The 17,380-nt window shown below is 63.7% G+C and carries 16 protein-coding genes and 1 pseudogene; 14 read left to right on the top strand and 3 right to left on the bottom strand.

What is annotated here, in order from left to right:
- The first annotated feature begins 87 nt into the window (after window positions 1-87).
- From LOY42_RS16795 to LOY42_RS16815, 5 genes are all read left to right on the top strand, one after another.
- Complete coding sequence (locus LOY42_RS16795) at window positions 88-1,824, top strand: type I secretion system permease/ATPase (RefSeq protein ID WP_258598518.1); 1,737 nt, start codon at window positions 88-90, stop codon at window positions 1,822-1,824.
- A gap of 6 nt (window positions 1,825-1,830) precedes the next feature.
- The gene (locus tag LOY42_RS16800; protein ID WP_258598520.1) at window positions 1,831-3,168 is read left to right on the top strand and encodes an HlyD family type I secretion periplasmic adaptor subunit; all 1,338 of its coding nucleotides are present in this window, start codon (window positions 1,831-1,833) and stop codon (window positions 3,166-3,168) included.
- 1 nt (window position 3,169) lies between these two features.
- The gene (locus LOY42_RS16805; RefSeq protein WP_258598522.1) at window positions 3,170-4,498 is read left to right on the top strand and encodes a TolC family outer membrane protein; all 1,329 of its coding nucleotides are present in this window, start codon (window positions 3,170-3,172) and stop codon (window positions 4,496-4,498) included.
- A gap of 91 nt (window positions 4,499-4,589) precedes the next feature.
- Entirely contained in the window at window positions 4,590-5,642 is a 1,053-nt protein-coding gene (locus LOY42_RS16810) for a hypothetical protein (protein WP_258598523.1), read from the top strand.
- A 99-nt stretch (window positions 5,643-5,741) separates the two neighbouring features.
- On the top strand, window positions 5,742-6,347 hold the full coding sequence (locus LOY42_RS16815; RefSeq protein ID WP_258598525.1) for a hypothetical protein: 606 nt from the start codon (window positions 5,742-5,744) through the stop codon (window positions 6,345-6,347).
- 67 nt (window positions 6,348-6,414) lie between these two features.
- Here the strand turns inward: LOY42_RS16815 and LOY42_RS16820 are convergent, their stop codons facing one another.
- The gene (locus tag LOY42_RS16820; RefSeq protein WP_258598527.1) at window positions 6,415-7,206 is read right to left on the bottom strand and encodes a FecR domain-containing protein; all 792 of its coding nucleotides are present in this window, start codon (window positions 7,204-7,206) and stop codon (window positions 6,415-6,417) included.
- A gap of 264 nt (window positions 7,207-7,470) precedes the next feature.
- Between LOY42_RS16820 and LOY42_RS16825 the strand changes: the two genes are divergently transcribed.
- The 4 genes and pseudogenes from LOY42_RS16825 to LOY42_RS16840 all read left to right on the top strand — a co-directional run bounded on the left by LOY42_RS16825 (window position 7,471) and on the right by LOY42_RS16840 (window position 10,740).
- Complete coding sequence (locus LOY42_RS16825; protein WP_198755186.1) at window positions 7,471-7,851, top strand: hypothetical protein; 381 nt, start codon at window positions 7,471-7,473, stop codon at window positions 7,849-7,851.
- A 167-nt stretch (window positions 7,852-8,018) separates the two neighbouring features.
- Window positions 8,019-8,111, top strand: a pseudogene (locus LOY42_RS26675) (isocitrate lyase/phosphoenolpyruvate mutase family protein); the annotation flags it as partial.
- A 367-nt stretch (window positions 8,112-8,478) separates the two neighbouring features.
- The gene (locus LOY42_RS16835) at window positions 8,479-9,519 is read left to right on the top strand and encodes a hypothetical protein (protein ID WP_139672005.1); all 1,041 of its coding nucleotides are present in this window, start codon (window positions 8,479-8,481) and stop codon (window positions 9,517-9,519) included.
- Window positions 9,520-9,876: 357 nt separating this feature from the next.
- Window positions 9,877-10,740 (top strand): sensor domain-containing diguanylate cyclase, encoded by an 864-nt coding sequence (locus LOY42_RS16840; protein ID WP_139672008.1) that lies wholly within the window; start codon window positions 9,877-9,879, stop codon window positions 10,738-10,740.
- Window positions 10,741-10,801: 61 nt separating this feature from the next.
- On the opposite strand, the gene bla is transcribed toward LOY42_RS16840, so the two are convergent.
- A complete protein-coding gene (gene bla, locus LOY42_RS16845; protein ID WP_139672011.1) occupies window positions 10,802-11,677 on the bottom strand; it encodes a class A beta-lactamase in 876 nt (291 codons plus the stop codon).
- Window positions 11,678-11,904: 227 nt separating this feature from the next.
- On the opposite strand from bla, the gene LOY42_RS16850 reads away from it, so the two are divergent.
- From LOY42_RS16850 to LOY42_RS16860, 3 genes are all read left to right on the top strand, one after another.
- Window positions 11,905-12,222 (top strand): hypothetical protein, encoded by a 318-nt coding sequence (locus LOY42_RS16850; RefSeq protein ID WP_046856247.1) that lies wholly within the window; start codon window positions 11,905-11,907, stop codon window positions 12,220-12,222.
- Between the two features lie 239 nt (window positions 12,223-12,461).
- A complete protein-coding gene (locus LOY42_RS16855) occupies window positions 12,462-12,845 on the top strand; it encodes a tautomerase family protein (protein ID WP_139672014.1) in 384 nt (127 codons plus the stop codon).
- 76 nt (window positions 12,846-12,921) lie between these two features.
- The gene (locus LOY42_RS16860; RefSeq protein ID WP_139672020.1) at window positions 12,922-13,977 is read left to right on the top strand and encodes an alpha/beta fold hydrolase; all 1,056 of its coding nucleotides are present in this window, start codon (window positions 12,922-12,924) and stop codon (window positions 13,975-13,977) included.
- Window positions 13,978-14,028: 51 nt separating this feature from the next.
- Here the strand turns inward: LOY42_RS16860 and LOY42_RS16865 are convergent, their stop codons facing one another.
- Window positions 14,029-14,820 carry a response regulator transcription factor gene (locus LOY42_RS16865; protein WP_258598531.1) on the bottom strand — a complete coding sequence of 264 codons (792 nt, stop codon included), beginning with the start codon at window positions 14,818-14,820 and terminating at the stop codon, window positions 14,029-14,031.
- A 138-nt stretch (window positions 14,821-14,958) separates the two neighbouring features.
- On the opposite strand from LOY42_RS16865, the gene LOY42_RS16870 reads away from it, so the two are divergent.
- Both LOY42_RS16870 and tssI read left to right on the top strand, forming a co-directional pair.
- Window positions 14,959-16,062: an extracellular solute-binding protein gene (locus tag LOY42_RS16870; protein WP_258598533.1), complete on the top strand. Its 1,104-nt coding sequence runs from the start codon at window positions 14,959-14,961 to the stop codon at window positions 16,060-16,062.
- Between the two features lie 121 nt (window positions 16,063-16,183).
- Window positions 16,184-17,338: a type VI secretion system tip protein TssI/VgrG gene (gene tssI / locus LOY42_RS16875; protein WP_198755182.1), complete on the top strand. Its 1,155-nt coding sequence runs from the start codon at window positions 16,184-16,186 to the stop codon at window positions 17,336-17,338.
- The last annotated feature ends 42 nt before the right edge of the window (window positions 17,339-17,380 follow it).

Genomic DNA, 17,380 nt, shown 5'->3' on the forward strand with positions numbered 1-17,380 from the left:
AACCTTTCTGCAAACCAGCAACCACAAGGCTTCTAGCCCGACCGCCGCAACGGCGGACGGCTTTTGCGAAGAGGGAGGCTCCCCCCGATGACCAGGCATCCAGGTACCCGCTCCGAGCTGGCCGAGGCAGTGTTTCATTTGCGACGCAGCTTCTATGCCCTGGCGGTGTTCAGTGGGGTGATAAACGTCATGATGTTGACACCTGCGGTGTACATGCTGCAGGTGTACGACCGCGCGTTGGTCAGCCGCAACCTCACCACCCTGGGCATGCTGACGGTGCTGGTGACGGGCCTGTTCCTGCTGATGACCGCCCTGGAGCTGCTGCGCAGCCGAGTACTGGTGCGGGTTGGCAATCGCCTGGACATGGCGCTGAACCGGCGCCTGTTCAGCGCCGCCTTCGAGCGCAACCTCAGCCGTGCCGGCGGCAGCCCCGGCCAGGCCCTGCAGGACCTGGCACAGGTGCGCCAGTTCCTCACCGGCAATGGCCTGTTCGCCTTCTTCGACGCGCCCTGGACACCTATCTACCTGCTGGTCGCCTACCTGATCCACCCATTGCTGGGGCTGGTCACGCTGGTCGGCTCGCTGATCCTCGCGGCCCTGGCCTGGCTCACCGAGAAAGCCACCAAGCAACCGCTGTCCGAGGCCAACCACGCCGCCCTCGCCTGCGCCCACTACGCCAACAACAACCTGCGCAATGCCGAAGTGATCGAGGCCATGGGCATGCTGCCGTCGATCAGCCAGCGCTGGTTCCAGAGCCACCTGCGCATCCTGCAGATGCAGACCCTGGCCTCCGACCGCGCCGCCGTCATCGGCAGCATCGGGCGCTTCGTGCGCATCACCTTGCAGTCGTTGATCCTCGGCACCGGCGCCCTGCTGGCCATCGAAGGCAAGATCACCCCCGGCATGATGATCGCCTGCTCGATCCTTACCGGCCGTGCGCTGGGCCCGGTGGAACAGGTGATCGCCGCGTGGAAACCGCTGCTCGGTTGCCGTCTGGCCTGGAGCCGCCTCAACGGCCTGCTGCAAGACTACCCGCAGCGCCCGCCGAGCATGTCGCTGCAACGGCCCGTGGGCATGCTTGCCGTGGAGAACGTCTACGCCGGGGCGCCCGGCACCAGCAACACCATCCTGCGCGGGGTCAGCCTGAGCCTGCTGCCAGGCGAAAGCCTCGGCGTCATCGGCCCCTCGGCGTCCGGCAAGTCGACCCTGGCCCGGCTGCTGGTCGGGGTATGGCCAGCCCAGGCCGGCAAGGTGCGCCTGGACGGCGCCGACATCTTCACCTGGAACAAACGCGAACTGGGCCCCTGGCTCGGCTACCTGCCCCAGGACGTGGAGCTGTTCGAAGGCAGCATCGCCGACAACATCGCCCGCTTTGGCGAGGTGGACAGCGACGCGGTCATCCGCGCCGCCAGGAGCGCCGGCGTGCACGACATGATCCTGCGCTTTGCGCAGGGCTACGACACCCGCCTGGACAGCGACGGCAGCCCGTTGTCCGGTGGCCAGAAGCAGCGCATCGCCCTGGCCCGTGCCTTGTACGGCGAACCCAACCTGATCGTGCTGGATGAACCGAACGCCAACCTCGACGACGTCGGCGAAAAAGCCCTGGTCGACGCCCTGGCCGAGCTCAAGGGCCGCGGCGCCACCGTGGTGTTGATCTCGCACCGCCCCAACGTGCTCTGCGCCGTCGACAAGGTACTGATGCTGCGCGATGGCGGCGTGCAGATGTTCGGCAGCCGCGACGAAGTGTTCGCCGCCCTGCGCACGGCCAGCGTCATCCCCGCTGGCACCGCGACCCCACTGGCCGCCGTCAAGGCAAGGGAGTGACCGATCATGTCCACCACCGCGCATACCGAACTGCTTGCCGCCAACACCGAGCTGCTTGACCTGGACGTTGGCAAACCCGTGCGCTGGGGCCTGTGGCTGGTGCTCGCCGGCTTCGGCGGCTTTCTCCTGTGGGCCTGGCTGGCGCCGCTGGACGCCGGCGTGGTCGCCACCGGCACGGTCAAGGTCACCAGCAACCGCAAGGCCGTGCAGCACCTGAGCGGCGGCACCGTGGAGGCGATTCTCGTGCACGAAGGCGAGCGGGTCGGCAAAGGCCAGCCGCTGGTACGTCTGGACGCCCTGCATGCGCAGGCCGAACAAGGCGCGGTCAGCGCCCAGTACATCGTCAGCAAGACCGTGGAAAACCGCCTGGAGGCCGAGCGGGACGGGCGCGACACGGTCATCTTCGCCCCCGAACTGCTCAGGCAATACGCAGGTGACCCGCGCCTGCTTTCAGCCATGGACCTGCAACAGCACCTGCTCGATACGCGCCGCGCGGGGCTCGCCGGAGAGATCAGCATCCTCGAAGAGAACCTCGCCGCCTCGGCGGCGCAGCTCAAGGGCCTGCAGCAGGTGTACGGCGCACGCGCCTCGCAGATCGGCTTCCTCGGCCAGGAGCTGCAAGGCACTCGCATGCTCGCGGCCGAAGGTTACGTGCCGCGCAACCGCCTGCTCGAGCTCGAGCGCAGCAACGCAGAGCTCTCCGCCGGGCAAGCGGAGAACCTCAACAACATTGCCCGTGTGCGCAGCCAGGTCACCGAGCTCAAGTTGCGCGTGCTGCAACGTCGCCACGACTACCTCAAGGAAGTGCAGTCGCAGTTGACCGACACCGCCAAGGAGAGCACCACCCTGGCCGACCGCCTGCGCGCCCTGGACGACGAGGTGACTCACACAGTCATCCGCGCGCCCATCGACGGTATGGTCCAGGCCCTGGGCATCGCCACCGTTGGCGGGGTGGTGCAGCCCGGCGCGCGGATCATGGAGGTGGTCCCGCTCGACGAGCCGCTGCAGGTCGACGCGATGATACCGGTGCAGGCTATCGACAAGATGACGCCGGGGCTGGCCGTGGACATCGCCTTCCCCGCTTTCAACCATGCCAGCACGCCGAACATCCCCGGGCGCGTGCTGACCGTCTCCGCCGACCGCCTGCTCGACGAGGAGAGCAAGCAGCCGTTCTACCTGGCCCAGGTGGAGGTCACGGCCGATGGCATGGCCTTGCTCGGCAGCAACCATATCCGCCCCGGCATGCCCGCCACCGTCACCATCAAGACCGGCGAGCGCAACCTGCTGAGCTACCTGCTCAAGCCCCTGCTCGAACGCGTCGACGCCGCGTTCAAGGAGCAATGAGATGAACCGCCACTGCCTTGGCCTGTGCCTGCTGGCGCTGGCGTTGCCGGCAGCCGCCATGGACCTCAGGCAGGCCTGGGACCTGCTGCAGTACCAGGGGCCGATCTACCGCGCCGCGGTGCATGAACAGCAGGCCGGCCTGGAAAACCGCGCCATCGGCCAGGCCGGCCTGCTGCCGCAGGTCAACGCATCGGCCTACGCCAACCGCATCGACGGCAGCCAGCGCCAGCACGGCATCGACAATGACCTCGACTACGACTCCACCGGCGCCAACCTGCGCCTGCGCCAGCCGCTGTTCAACAAGCAGAAAATGGCTGAATACCGTCAGGGCCAGCAGCGCGCCGACTACAGCGTCGCTGTGTTCGATGCCAAGAGCCAGGACGCCGCCGTGCGCCTGGCCGACAGCTACTTTGACGTGCTCCTCGCTAGCGAGACCATCACCCTGGCCCGCGCCAAGCTCGCCTCCTTCGAGGAACAGCTCACCTCGGCCCGGCGACGCATGCAGCTGGGTGCCGGCACCGTCACCGATATCGACGAGTCCCTGGCCCGCCGCGACCTTGCCGAAGCCCAGCTGATCGAGGCCCAGGACGACCTGGCCAATGCCAGCCGCAAGCTGGCCGAATACATCGGCGAGACACCGGCGTCGCTGACCACCCTGCAAACAGATTTCGCCACCCCGCCGCTGCTGCCGGACAACCTGCGCGACTGGCTGGCCCGGGCCCAGGCCGACAGCCCATTGATCCATGCGCGCCAGCACAGCTACGCGCAGGCCGAGGAAGAGTTCAAGCGTGCCAAGGCCGGTCACTGGCCAACCCTGGACTTCGTCGCCGGCTACACCGCCGGCAAGAGCCAGTCGATATCCGAGCTCAACCAGCGCAACCACTACAGCTCAATCGGCCTGGAGCTGAACATCCCGCTGTACAGCGGTGGCGGTGTCAGCGCGCTGAGCCGGCAGGCCAGTGCCAACAGTGCCAAGGCCCTGGACGAGCTCGACGCCACACGCCAGGAAGTCATCACCGGCACCACCCGCGAGTTCCGCGGCGTGCAGAGCGGAGCCCTGCGCGTGCACGCGCTGGAGCGGGCGGTCGCCTCCAACGAACGCTCGCTGCTCTCGGCGCGCAAGGGTTTCAGCGCGGGCGGCACCAGCACCAATGCCGATGTGCTCAACGCCGAGGAGTTGCTGTTCGTGGCACGCCATGACCTGTTCGAGGCCAAGCTGCATTACCTGATGTCACGGCTGCGCCTGGCGTCTTCGGTGGGCAGCCTGGGAGATGACGACATCGACCAGATCAACCGCTACCTGGGGCCGGAGTTGTTGGTGACGAACTGAAATCTGCATACCTGCTCATTCAGCGCTATTTGGCCAGATGCCAGCCTTATCAGCGCTGCGATCTGCAAGGCACGTCAGGGGACGTCCAGAAATGCAACTGAAGCGTTCCATGTCAGGCGTACTGCTCGCAACTGGGTGCATCATCTCGTTGCTACCCGTGTTGTACGTCAACGATGGACTCGATCTGTTCGAGTCAACGCAAAGCCTGGGCACACCCCGCATAGAGATCCATGTCGACGACGCCTGCAACTCGGTTGCCGAGGTGACTGCCATGATGGAGGTGCTGCCATTCCAGTCAGCGCTCACCATCCAAGCACTGCCGTCGGAGCACCCCAGCTGCAGTACCCCGCCCTATGCACTGATCACCACCGAAAACCTGGTGCTTCACTTGGAGGAAGGCCGGATCATTCCTCGTGGTTTCTCACTCAACGATGGGCCGAGTATCGTAACCCGAGGGACACTGAAGAGGGCCATGGGTGAATCTTCGTCATTTGCCGTACACCTTGCAGGAGATGTCTCTAACCCTCAAGGCAGCTTCCGCCTGGCCGCTGATGCAATGGACGCCGGATTCGGTCAAGTTTCAGCCCAGGTTCAGCTCGCCACCCGAAATCTGCGCTGCCAGGACGCTGTCTCGGGCCAACCGAACCAGAATGGAAAGCCTGACGATCTCAATTGCGGGCCCCCCTTGCGGGGAGCGCTGTTGTACGCATCCTCGGTGTTTGAATTGACCTCCGCGCTCCCTCCTGTTCAAGGTCTGTCGATGGGGCCGAACATCGGGCGTGGTGATGATGTCGAACACCGTTATTTCGCCACGACCCGGCTATCGTGGTCCGGGAAGCCAACAGCACGTTCCAGTGACATCCAGGGTGCATTGACAGGCTTCGAGATCCACCTGCAAAAACGCCACAGCGTAGCTCAGCGCCTGTTCGTGACCATCAGCTGTTCTACCCTGTTCGGTGCGTTCCTTTCCATGCTCATGGGCTTGTTCATGCCGCCCGCCGGCACCTTGAGCACGCATGACAGCGATGGGCCTGTCGGGACACCTCCCTCCACCCTCTCATCTGGCACGCCCGAGGCGAGAGTACCTGCCGAGGAAGACTCCACGATTGCACCCACACAGGACCAGGACGACAAATCATCCTGAGCGTTGGTCCGCAACCAGCCTGGAAGAGGCGTGCCCCACGACATCCGCCCACGGATTGGCGATACTACGCGGCCCTCATCCATGAAAAGGACTTCGCTGATGAAGCGACTGCTTACCCTCGCCCTCCTCACCCTGGCCATCGCCGGCTGCGACAAGGCCGAACAGACCGCCGCAGTGTCTGGCCAATGCGCCAAGGACACCGACTGCAAAGGTGAGCGCATCTGTGAGAGTGGACAGTGCGTCAACCCCCAGCCGCAACCCGCGCTGCTGGCCAAACCGGCCACCGCGCCGCTGGCGCCGAGCATCGCCTACGAGCCGCTGCCAGTCGGCGACGAAGGCGCCGGGCCGTTCACCGTGCAAGGCATGGAACTGGGCACTGCACTGAACTACCAGTCCCGGGCGGGCGTGATGAACGTCATGGAGGCCGTCGTCGCCGATGCCGAAAGCACCGGCTACGTCGCCATCGAAAAGGCCTATACCTTCGGCCCCAACCGCTATGTACTCGTGGTTTCCACGGGCGAAGGCGGCAATGCCTGCCCGGCGTCCACCTATGTCTTCAGCTTCGATACCAGCGGTGAGTACGTGGACGGCAAGGCCGAAGTGGAAGGCTGTTCGGAAATGGTCGAAAGCATGGCCGAGGGCAACAAGCTGACCATCAAGAAGGACGGCGCCGCGACGGTGGTGTACAACGGCCAGGTGAAGTAAGTGACTGGCGCGTGCGGTACGTTGCAGGTCCCGACAACACGCTGTTCAGCCGTTGAAACAGACGGACTCAGGCCGGCACCACGTTGACCCAGAACCCCAGCACCCGCAGGACCCGGACTGGCAGCACTTCGCTCAGCAGCGTCAGGCTGTCGTCCGGCTGGTCGAGGGACAACGATCTGCTGACCTGCAATCCCGCGACCCGCGGGTCGCACCTGAGCACGCCGGGGCGATAGTTGTCGAGCTCCTCCAGCACCTCGGCCAGGGGCATGTGCTCGGCCACCAGGTGCCCGTGGGTCCAGGCTCCAGCACCATCCGGCAGCGCAGCTCTCGGTGTGCAGCCCTTGTCGCCGAACAGTTGCTGCCAACCGCCTTCCAGTACCACCGGCGCTGCCGAACCACACGCGATCGACGCCACGCCATCAAGCATCTGCACCAGGGTGACGCCGGCCTGTTGCTGAACGATTAAGCGTGCCGCCTGCCCCGGCAGAATGCATATCTGCGCAGTTCGCAGGCTGACTCCAGCGCCCTGCGTCACCTCCAGCAACACCCGTCCACGTTGCAAGGTCACGGCGCGGTCAACGCTGTCCAGCGCGCTGCGGCTGTCCAGTAGCACTGAAAGGCCCGACGCCAGCCGCCAGCCACGTCGTTGCCCGGTGCCAGTGGCGCAATCGCTGAACAGGGTTGGCAGCGCGCCGCACTTGCTCGCGCCATAGCCACTGGCGAGGAGCGCACCGGCCACGCTCAGTCCGCCGAGCAATGCCCGCCGCGATACCTTCGCCCCGCCACTCCAGGTGCCCAGCGGCTCGGCGCCATTGTTCTGGATCAGGTCCAGAGCCGGCTCGCGGTTGGTTGAAGACATACGACGACTCTCTGGGGAGGGCGAAAGGCGCTTATGATAATTCTTATCATTTACTTTCTGCCAGTTGCTTCAATCCACTCCAAAGGCAGGCTTTCAAGACGCTGGCCACAGCGCTTGCTGCAGACAACCGGAGAGCAAGCCCCGGGGCACGCGCCGCTCCAGAACTTTTTCCATTTTGCCGGTCTATTGGATGAGTGCGTTCCACGGTTGTTCCAACAGCTACCGAACGCACGTTCAACTGCCAATCAGAGGTTGTCTTCACTCATGAAAATCCCTGCCCCATACATGCTGCTCGTTGGCCTGTTCGCACTCGCGACCGCAGGCTCGGCAACCGCCGCAGCGATGAAGACTTCGACACCTCCCTCCCATACCCTCGACCTGGCGGACCGAAAGGCCACTGAAACCCCTTGGCCAAGCCTGGCAAGCGCGCCATCGGCACCGCTGCTGGCCCATGACGACCGCTACCGCCACGACGAGCGCTGGCATGACCACCGCGACGACTGGCGCCGGGAGCAGTGGCGCCGCGAGCAATGGCGCCGGGAGCAGCACCGCCGGGCAATGGAGCGGCAACGCTACTGGGACCGCCACCATGATCGCGCCCTGCACCATCGCTATGACGACGACCGCCGCTACTATCGCCGTTGAGCAGCAGCCCTGTGTATGCAGCCCCGCGCTAAAGCTCCACTGGGGCTGGAGGCCACCGCGACGCTTCGCTGGAACATCTTGAAAAATCCTGCAGGCCCGACCGGTTGGGTGGCAATCTAGGGCGCGCAGCAAACACTCTTCAGGATATTCAAGGGAGTCATGCACTAATGCCTGCAATGGATCGCATTTTTCATGACCTTCACCAGCAAGAGCTGTTGATGCTGGCCAATGTGGCGGACGCCGGCGGTGCACGCCTGGTCGGGAGCGTTCGAGTAGCCGCCTTCGATATCCACGGTTTCCTCCACGGTGCCATGCGCGGCCTGATCCAGCGCTTCCTGCAGAGCGGGCAGCTCGAGACCAGCGGGTTGAAGGCCCACAGCAATGCAGAACTCAACGCACTGATGGCACCTCCCCAACGGTAGGGAAAGCCTGTAAATGCTGAACAGCACCTGACCCTCATGGGTTCGTGTGAGCTGGTCAAGGCCTTGCTCTACGTGGACGGTGGCGGATGTTCTAAACGGAAGAGCAAGCGCTCCACCACCGTGGGCTGATCACCTTCGGCCCACTGGACGATTAGCCGGAATCGCCCTAGCATCGGCGCCCCCATGGCCTCACTCACGGACGATCATGCACCCCGCCGCCCGCCTGCTTGCCCTGTTCGCCCTGTCCACCCTGGTCAGCGCCTGCAGTCTCAATGGTACCTATATCGACAGCGCCCGCCCGGATGCCGCCAAGCTGCGTTACATCTCGGGCAATGGCAGCGCCACCCTGGACCTGTTCGACAGCGCGCGCTGTGAAGCCCGGACCACCGGCATGCTCAACAACCTGTTCGTGCCCGACTCTCGCCGGCGGGCCGACATGAGCGTGCCGCCGCCAGCAAACAGCAACAGCTACTACGAGATCCGCCTCGAACCCGGCCAGCCGGTACATGTTCGCGCCAACACCCAGGGCGCAACCACGGTCTGCTCGGCCTCGTTCACCCTGACACCTCAGGCAGGCTCCGAGTATGAACTGAGCTTCGACCAGTCACCTGGCTACTGCCAGGCGGCACTGGTGCGTCTGCAACGCGTCGAGGGCAAGGACCAGCGCCAGCCCTATCCGATGATCGACACCATCCCAAGCGCCTGCCGGGGTACCTCAGCGTTGTTCCCGAAACAACCCACACCGCTGCCCGATACCCCCCGGCGCACCGCGTTGATCGATAGCATCATCCACGACAGCGTCACCCCGGAGATGGAGCAACTGACCACGTTGCGCACTGCCGTCGCCATCACTCGTCAAACCTCTCCCGAAGCCCAGGTAGCGGCACGCAAGCGGGAACTGGGCCTCGATCTGCCAGAGGCCTACTGGCAGCAGTACCAGCAGAATCTGCAGAGGCTCGCCGAGGCGCTCGCCAACCTCAAGGCACGTACGCTAGAGCGCTACGACGCCGACAGCCGCGCCTATCTGCGTAGCGTGCGCGACGAGCAGCTACAGGTCTGGGCCGGTGGCAACAACGACGCAGGCCTGCGCAGCAAGGCCCAGCGCATGCGCGACATGGCGTACTATTACAACTATGTCCTGCAAGAGACGGTCGCGCAGATCAGCCTCGAACACTTGCGCAGCATGGCTGAACTGGATCAACGCGAAGGGGTTTGCCAGCGCTTCGCCGGATGCTGGAGGCTGTAGGCAGTCACCCGAGCGCAAGTCTGTCCCATGCTAGTGATCGCCGCCCCCTTGAACCTCGGCCTCAGCTCCCTGAGGCCAGCCACCAACCCGCCGGCTCCATCAGCCTAGGCGCAGCCCGGCACCTGCCTGCGCAAAGGTCACGCCCTGCGCCCGGTCACCCTCGCCTTGGGGGACAGGGTACGCGCCGCCAGGCTGCACCATGCAGGCTTTGCTTGCTCACAGGTAGTGTGCCCGCCCCCGACCCTGTGTATGCTGCTCGGGCGCGGCAAGCGGCCCACGGCGGCTTGCAGGACATCGCGCGGCCGCCCTGCGTGATCGGACCATGACCGGGCTACCCGTATCGGATACCCCCGCCCTATGCCCGTCGACCTGCAAGCGCTGTACCCCAGGCTGATCCACCTGATGCTGGACACCGTGTTCGTGGTCGACCGGGACGACACCATCGTGTTCGTGAGCGATGCCTGCGAGGCCTTGCTCGGCTACCGCGCCGACGAGCTGACCGGCACCCCGATCACCCGCTACATGCACCCGGATGACCTGGAGGCCACCCGCGCCTCGATCGTGCGGGTGATGAACGGCAACGCCCACTGCGACTTTCGCAACCGCTATGTACGCAAGGATGGCGAGATCGTGCACATTCTCTGGGCGGCCTCCTGGTCCGACGAAGTCGGCGCGCGGATCGGCGTGGCCCGCAACATCACCGCCCTCACCCAGGCCGAGCAGGAACTGCGCTTCCTGGCCCATCACGATCCGCTGACCAAGCTGACCAACCGCTCGCTGTTCAACGACCGCCTCGCCACGGCCCTGCGCATGGCTCGCCAGCAGCAGCGGCGGCTCGCCTTGCTGTTTCTCGACGTCAATGATTTCAAGGGTATCAACGATGTGCATGGCCATGCTGCTGGCGACCGCGTGCTGTGCACCATCGCCCGCCGGCTGCAGGACAGCGTGCAGGCGGCGGACACCGTGGCGCGGATCGGCGGCGACGAGTTCATCGTGCTGCTGACTGACGTGCCCTCGGAGGATGCCGTGTACCAGATGGTCGAGCAGATCGCCAGGGTCATGGAGCAACCGCTCGGCGCCGAATTCGGTGAGGTCAGGATGCCCTCCTGCAGCATTGGCGTGGCCTGCTACCCCAGCGATGGCGAAGATGCCGACACCTTGCTCAGCCATGCCGATGGCCAGATGTACCTCAAGAAACGGCGGCGCGTACGCGTGGGGTGAGCCGACCTCATCGCGGGGCAAGCCTGCTCCCACGCGTTCGGATAATGGTCCGAGCGATTGCTCAGCCCTGCCAGGCGTCCACCACCACCCGCGTGGCTGCCGCGATCGTCTCGCTGTTCCAGGGTGCATCCGCCTTGGCGCCCCGGCTGAACACCACCAGGATCCACGGCGCCCGGCCTTTGGGCCAGATCACCGCGACATCGTTGGCCACGCCATAGTCACCCGACCCGGTCTTGTCGCCCACCACCCAATCCTTCGGCACGCCGGCGCGGATGCGGGCATCGCCCGTGGTGTTGCCCTTGAGCCAGGCCTGCAGCTGTTGTCGCTCGGCAGCGGCCAAGCCGTCGCCCAACAACAGACGCTGCAGGGTCACGCCCATGGCCAGGGGCGTGGTGGTGTCACGCGGATCGCCTGGCAAGGCGGTATTGAGGGTCGGTTCGTTGCGGTCGAGACGGAACGTCGGGTCACCCAGGCTGCGAGCAAACGCCGTAAGACCCGGCGGGCCACCGACCAGCTCGAGCAACAGGTTGCCGGCGGTGTTGTCGCTGTACTGCACCGCGGCGGCGCAGAGCCCGGCGACGGTCATGCCGGCGCCTACGTGCTTTTCGGTGACCGGGGAATACACCACCAGCTGTTCGGCGCCGTAGGCGATGCGCCGCTCCAGCAAGCCTGGCTCGGCCTGGCTGCGGTGCAGGATGGCGCCGGCGAGGACGGCCTTGAAGGTGCTGCAGAACGCGAAGCGCTCCTCGGCGCGCCAGGCCAGTTGCTGGCCGCTGCCCGTGTCCAGGGCCCACAGGCCGATCGTGCTGCCGGTGGTGGCCTCCAGTTGCTGCAATGCTTTGCGCAGCGGGTCATCCGCCCAGGTTGGCAGGGCCAGCAAGGCCGAGCAGCCGAGCGCGCCCTGGAGCACGCGACGGCGGCTGAGGGTGGAAGTCATGCGGGTATTCCTTACGGCAATGAGCAAAACGCGAAGGCTAGAACGTTTTAGCATGCGCGCCAAGTAGAGGATGCGCCCAGGGCTGCCTGCGCGGCGCATGGCACGCGCTTGTGCTGCGAGCGAGCCTGGACAACTGTTTTTCGCGCCACCGCCCTGGCTACCCTTGCGCTGACCGGCAAAAGGCAGGACAGTAACCGGGTATTCCCGCAAAGAAACGGAGATTCGCCTTGACTACCGATCGCCTGAGCCTGCTCCAGTTCGAGCACCTCAGCCTGAAACCCGCCGCCGCCAGCCAGTTCGCCCTTTCGTTGAAGGAGCTTGAACAGCTGACCCTCCCCGAGCGCTACGCCTTCCGCGCAGCCCACTACCTGGGCGACCTGGCCGAAGCGGAGAACAGCCAGCAACTGGCGGTTGCCAAGGACCAGGGCATCGGCTTTACCCAGGGCCTGCTCACTGCCGCGGCAATCGAAGACGCACTGGCGAAAAGACTGATCGAGGTCTTCAATAACGCCAGCGAACGCGCCCACAAGCTGTTGCCTCAGTAATGCCTTCAAGAGCCCGGCGCCATGCCGGGCTCTGCCCCTGCCCCGATCCTGTCCTAGGCTCTGTACGAAAAGTCTTGAGACGCAGGTCAGGCAAGGCGAAAACAGCCGAGGAAGCGCAGTGTACTGGAGTACATGAGCATTCCGAGGCTGTTTTCAACGCAGCATGAACAAGTATCAAGGCTTTTCGTACAGAGCCTACCAGCTTCTGCGTCTCGCCTGGCATAGCCCAAGGAGTCCACATGCCCCTGGTACGCATCGACATCAAGCGCCACCCCGACCCGACTCACCTGCGCACGCTTGGCCAGATCGTCTACGCCTGCCTGCGGCGCACGATCAATGTCCCCGAGCACGACAACTTCCAGGTCCTGACCGAGCACGACGGTGATCGCCTGGTGTTCGACCCGCAGTACTTGGGCATCCAGCGCTCCGACGGCCAGGTGTTCATCCAGATCACCCTCAGCGAGGGCCGCACCCTGGAGCAGAAGAAGGCGCTGTACCAGGCGATCACCGAAGGCTTCGAACGCGAGGCCGGGGTCCGCCCGCAGGACGTGTTCATCAACCTGGTCGAAGTGCGCAAGGAGAACTGGTCGTTCGGCAACGGTATCGCCCAGTACGCGCTCTGAGGTAAAACGACCACCTACCGCAGAGGACCTGCGTCCACCCCGGCATGACACGCACTCATTCAAGGAAGAAAAGAGATTGAAAACAGTTTTCGGCGCACTGTTGTCGGCTTGCCTGACGACGCTTGCCTTTGCCGATGAGAACGCCATCGGCTTCCAATCCTCCACACTGCAGGATTCGCACACTGGCCGCCCACTGCAGATGGTTGTCTGGTACCCGACCGCAGCGACCACCACCGCGCAACTGATCGCCGACAATGCGCTGTTTGCCGGTGTCGCTGCCGTTCCTGACGCACCGCCATCCAGCGGTGAACACCCCTTGGTGGTGCTCTCTCACGGCTATCGGGGCAACTGGAGCAACCAGGCATGGCTCGCCAGTGCCCTGGCCCACAAGGGCTACATCGTCGCCGCCGTCAATCATCCTGGCAGCACGACCCATGACCGCAGCCCAGAAGCTGCTGCGCAGTTATGGCAGCGGCCGGTTGACCTGCGCCGCGCCATCGATCGGGTCACGGCTCAACCGAATAAGTTCGGCAGGGTCGCCGCTGGCCGCATTGCCGTGGTGGGCCATTCACTCGGTGGCTGGACCGCCCTGGAAATCGCCGGTGCGCGTTTCGATCCAGATCGCTTTGCCCACGACTGCAACGCCCACCCGCAGCTGTCCAGCTGCTCCGTTTATGACCAGATGAAGCCGGCAGGCACGTCAGACGCGAAGGCCGCGCTCGGCGCCAATCTGCGCGATGAACGCGTCAGCGCTGTGGTGAGCCTGGACCTGGGTCTTTCACGGGGTCTCACCGATGAAAGCCTGGCCGCGTTGCCCGTACCTGCGCTGGTGATCGCCGCCGGCGTCCCCTCGCGGGAACTACCCGCCGAGCTTGAGTCCGCCAACCTGGCCAAACGCCTGCCCGCGGCGTCAAGCCGTTACGTCGAAATCGGCGACGCAAGCCATTTCACCTTCATGGCTGCGTGCAAGCCTGGCGCACAGTCATTGCTCGAAGCAGAAGTGCCCGGCGATGGCATCATTTGCCTGGACGGCGATAACGGCCGCGCCCGCGAGGTGATCCAGCAGCAGGTCACTTCACTGATAACAGCATTTCTCGCCCAGCCAGCCGGCGAAACAACAGGCAGTCTTTGAACGTGCGGTATTGACCGCAAGCTCACGCCCGGTCAATACCGACAACTCACCTCACCGCGCAGGAAGAGCGTCCTGCTTTGGCATTAGAAACCGAGCGAACAATTCCGATTGTGAACGGACATTCAACTTGGCATAGAGGTTACGCCGATGAACCTTGATGGTCTCCACCGAGAGTGCCAGCTTGCCGGCCACTTCCTTGTTGGAATAGCCACTGAGCAACAACCTGAGCACATCGCTTTCGCGCGAGGTGATCTGCGTGGCCAGCTGCGCAACCGTTTCAGGCCATGACAGTGGCTCGGCGAGGTGTTCATTCGCGTCGACTTCAAAGGCTATGCGCTGGTGCATGAGCGCAGTTACCCAGGGCTTGATGATATCGAGCAGGGTAATTTGCTCCTGGCTGAAACGTACCTTGCTCCCGATGGACATGCACAATGTTCTATCGGGGTCGAGCTGGACATTGTATTGGACTTCATCCGCCGAAATATAATGAGCGAAATACTGCTGATAGTATTCAGTTTCGACGAAGTATTCCGGCGCTATGTCCAGCAGATGAAAGAAGCCACTCTGCGGGTTTTCCCGATTGGCGATATAAAACGGGTCCAGCAGGTAAAGCCCCTTCACATAGCGATGAATGAACGCATCGACCTCCTGCGCATCCGCCACCTCAGGAAGAGCCACCACGTCCACCTGCTGCTGGCTGAAGATCAACACCACCCAGTTGTCGATCTGCACGTACTCATTCAATACCCGCACCAACGAACTCCAGAACGCGGGGCGGTCCAGCTGCATGATCAGCTTGCCGATCGAACGGTGCCACGCCAGGCCATGAAGGTCGAACGGCATTTTCTACCCCTTTTGGGTTAGGAATCAGCAGGTCAGCGCTACGTAATCGGAGGTATTTACTATCCGGGCCTGCCCGGTATAGTCGCTGTCTGGGCTCAGGACGGGCCAGAAGATACATCGTTTCGATAAGGATGTTGCATGAGAACGTCACGTTTGCGAACCCTTTTTGCGGCCTCGCTGCTCGGTGCGGCAATCAGCACCTCGGTGGCCGCGGCCCAGCCCGGCATGTACCTGTACAACTGGTTCGGGCTGCTCGCGCCTGAGACCCCCAAGGCCTTCGAGCAGGCAACCGGCACGCGGATGCGCATGGATGCGTTCGACAGCGCCGACATCATGCAGAGCAAGGTAATGGCCGGGCGCACGGGGTATGACGTGGTCGTGGCCACCTCCAACGTATTGCCCAGCCTGATCCAGGCGGGCGTGCTGCAGCCCTTGGACCGTGAGCAACTGAGCAACCTGGCGCATATCGACCCGGCGCTGCTGGCCCAGGTCGCGGTCAATGACCCTGGCAATCGTTACGCGGTGCCCTACCTGTGGGGCACCACCGGCATCGGCTATGACGTCGACAAAGTCAAAGCGGCATTGGGTGAACAGGCGCCGGTGGACAGCTGGGACCTGATCTTCAAGGAAGAGAACATCAGCAAGCTGCAATCCTGCGGGGTGGCGATGCTGGATTCCCCGAGCGAGATCATCTCGATTGCCTTGCATTACCTGGGGCTGCCCAGCAACAGCAAGAACCCGGACGACTACCAGAAGGCCCAGGCGCTGCTGTTGAAGATACGCCCCTACGTCCTCTACTTCGATTCCTCGCGAATCGACACCGACCTGGCTGACGGTAATATCTGCGCGGTTGTCGGTTGGGCCAATGGCGCCCTTGCGGCACAGGCCCTGAACGAAAAGACCAACACCGGGCGCCGGATTTCCTACAGCCTGCCGCGCGAGGGCGCGCTGGTCTGGTCGGAGAACCTGGTACTGCTCAAAGACGCCCCTCACCCCAAGGAAGGCATGGCGTTCATCAACTACATGCTGCGGCCAGAAGTCATTGCCAAGACCTCGAACCACACGCTGTACCCCAACGCCAACAAAGACGCCACCGCGTTTGTCGAGCAGAAGCTGCGCGACAATCCCTGGATCTACCCGGACGCCACGACGATATCCACGCTGATCCCACTCGAGCCACTGCCATTGAAACTGGAGCGGATCCGCACCCGGGTCTGGACCAAAGTGAAGAGCGGCGTGTGATCTGAGGTGATGGGGTGGCTGCTGCCCCATGCCACCCCTTGATCGTGTCCATTGCCGTGCAGCGCGCTGCGCGCCAATGCCTGTTGCTCAATTGAGTCCGACCTTGAAAAGAGAACAGTGGATGTTCAGCCCAGCCCAACAAACTCGATTCAGTTTGACGATCGACGGTATCGATCCCGCTTTCCAGGTGCTCGCATTCAGTGGGGAGGAAGCGCTCGGCAGGCCGTACTACTTCAATGTGGAGCTTGTCGGCGAGCGGGCTGACATGGATCTCGAGTGCCTTTTCGACCGTGAGGCTTTCCTGTCCTTCGACAACAATGGCAACGGCATCCATGGCCGGGTCTACCACATCGCTCAAAGCGGTAATGCACAGTGCTCGAAGCACTACAGCATGACCCTGGTACCGCACCTCTCCTACTTGCGCCATCGCATCAACCAGAGAATCTATGAACAGTTCTCGGTACCGAATATCGTTGCCTTGATCCTGGAAGAGCACGGAATCGTCGGCGACGCTTATCGGTTTCATCTAGGCTCGACCTACCCCGAGCGCGACTACTGCACCCAGTACGACGAAACGGATTTGCACTTCATTCAGCGCCTGTGCGAGGAAGAAGGCATCCACTTCCATTTCCAGCACAGTGCCCAGGGCCATGTGCTGGTGTTCGGTGATGACCAGGCGGTGTTCCCCAGGTTGGGGCAACCTGCCGCCTGCAACCAGGACGGCGACAATCCGCTCGATTTTCGTGGCCTGGCAGATCATCAAGCTGAAGGGCACAGTGACCAGACCCATTTGGCCAGTGGCCATGTGCTGGACGTTTGCGGGCATCCGCGCCAGGCGTTGAACGCCCCGTGGCTCCTGACGCGGGTCATTCACCAGGGCAGGCAACCACGGATAGCCGGTGAGCGCGGCGCCACTGACCACGTGGATGACATTGCTCGGGGATACCGCAACCACTTCATGGCTATTCCCTGGGAAGCGCCCTACCGCCTGCCTCTGACTCACCGCAAACCTGAGTTACCCGGCAACCAGACCGCTGTCGTCATCGCGGTGGAAGACGAGATGTCCCAGCGTGACCGGCGCCTGGCAAAGATACAGGTCAAGTTCCCCTGGGACCGTGAAGACAGGTTCGACGACAAGAGCCGTTGCTGGCTGAGCGCGTGCTCCAGTTGGAGCTGTGCGAGCACGCCACCGCACACGGGCATGGAAGTCATGGTCACCTTTCTGGAGAACGACCCTGATCAACCGCTGATCAGCGGTTGCCTGTGTTGCCGCTGACCACGCCTGCCCGAGCCAGCGACGATTGGTGTACCGTTGCCG

It is taken from the genome of Pseudomonas sp. B21-023 (assembly GCF_024749165.1).
Classification (GTDB): Bacteria; Pseudomonadota; Gammaproteobacteria; order Pseudomonadales; family Pseudomonadaceae; genus Aquipseudomonas.

Bases quoted from the DNA above. Each gene is read 5' to 3' on its own strand.
- LOY42_RS16865 (WP_258598531.1), bottom strand. From the start codon at position 14,820: ATGCCGTTCGACCTTCATGGCCTGGCGTGGCACCGTTCGATCGGCAAG.
- tssI (WP_198755182.1), top strand. From the start codon at position 16,184: ATGTTCAGCCCAGCCCAACAAACTCGATTCAGTTTGACGATCGACGGT.
- LOY42_RS16825 (WP_198755186.1), top strand. From the start codon at position 7,471: ATGAAAATCCCTGCCCCATACATGCTGCTCGTTGGCCTGTTCGCACTC.
- LOY42_RS16800 (WP_258598520.1), top strand. From the start codon at position 1,831: ATGTCCACCACCGCGCATACCGAACTGCTTGCCGCCAACACCGAGCTG.
- LOY42_RS16840 (WP_139672008.1), top strand. From the start codon at position 9,877: ATGCCCGTCGACCTGCAAGCGCTGTACCCCAGGCTGATCCACCTGATG.
- LOY42_RS16810 (WP_258598523.1), top strand. From the start codon at position 4,590: ATGCAACTGAAGCGTTCCATGTCAGGCGTACTGCTCGCAACTGGGTGC.
- LOY42_RS16820 (WP_258598527.1), bottom strand. From the start codon at position 7,206: ATGTCTTCAACCAACCGCGAGCCGGCTCTGGACCTGATCCAGAACAAT.
- LOY42_RS16815 (WP_258598525.1), top strand. From the start codon at position 5,742: ATGAAGCGACTGCTTACCCTCGCCCTCCTCACCCTGGCCATCGCCGGC.
- LOY42_RS16855 (WP_139672014.1), top strand. From the start codon at position 12,462: ATGCCCCTGGTACGCATCGACATCAAGCGCCACCCCGACCCGACTCAC.
- LOY42_RS16835 (WP_139672005.1), top strand. From the start codon at position 8,479: ATGCACCCCGCCGCCCGCCTGCTTGCCCTGTTCGCCCTGTCCACCCTG.
- LOY42_RS16795 (WP_258598518.1), top strand. From the start codon at position 88: ATGACCAGGCATCCAGGTACCCGCTCCGAGCTGGCCGAGGCAGTGTTT.
- bla (WP_139672011.1), bottom strand. From the start codon at position 11,677: ATGACTTCCACCCTCAGCCGCCGTCGCGTGCTCCAGGGCGCGCTCGGC.
- LOY42_RS16805 (WP_258598522.1), top strand. From the start codon at position 3,170: ATGAACCGCCACTGCCTTGGCCTGTGCCTGCTGGCGCTGGCGTTGCCG.
- LOY42_RS16870 (WP_258598533.1), top strand. From the start codon at position 14,959: ATGAGAACGTCACGTTTGCGAACCCTTTTTGCGGCCTCGCTGCTCGGT.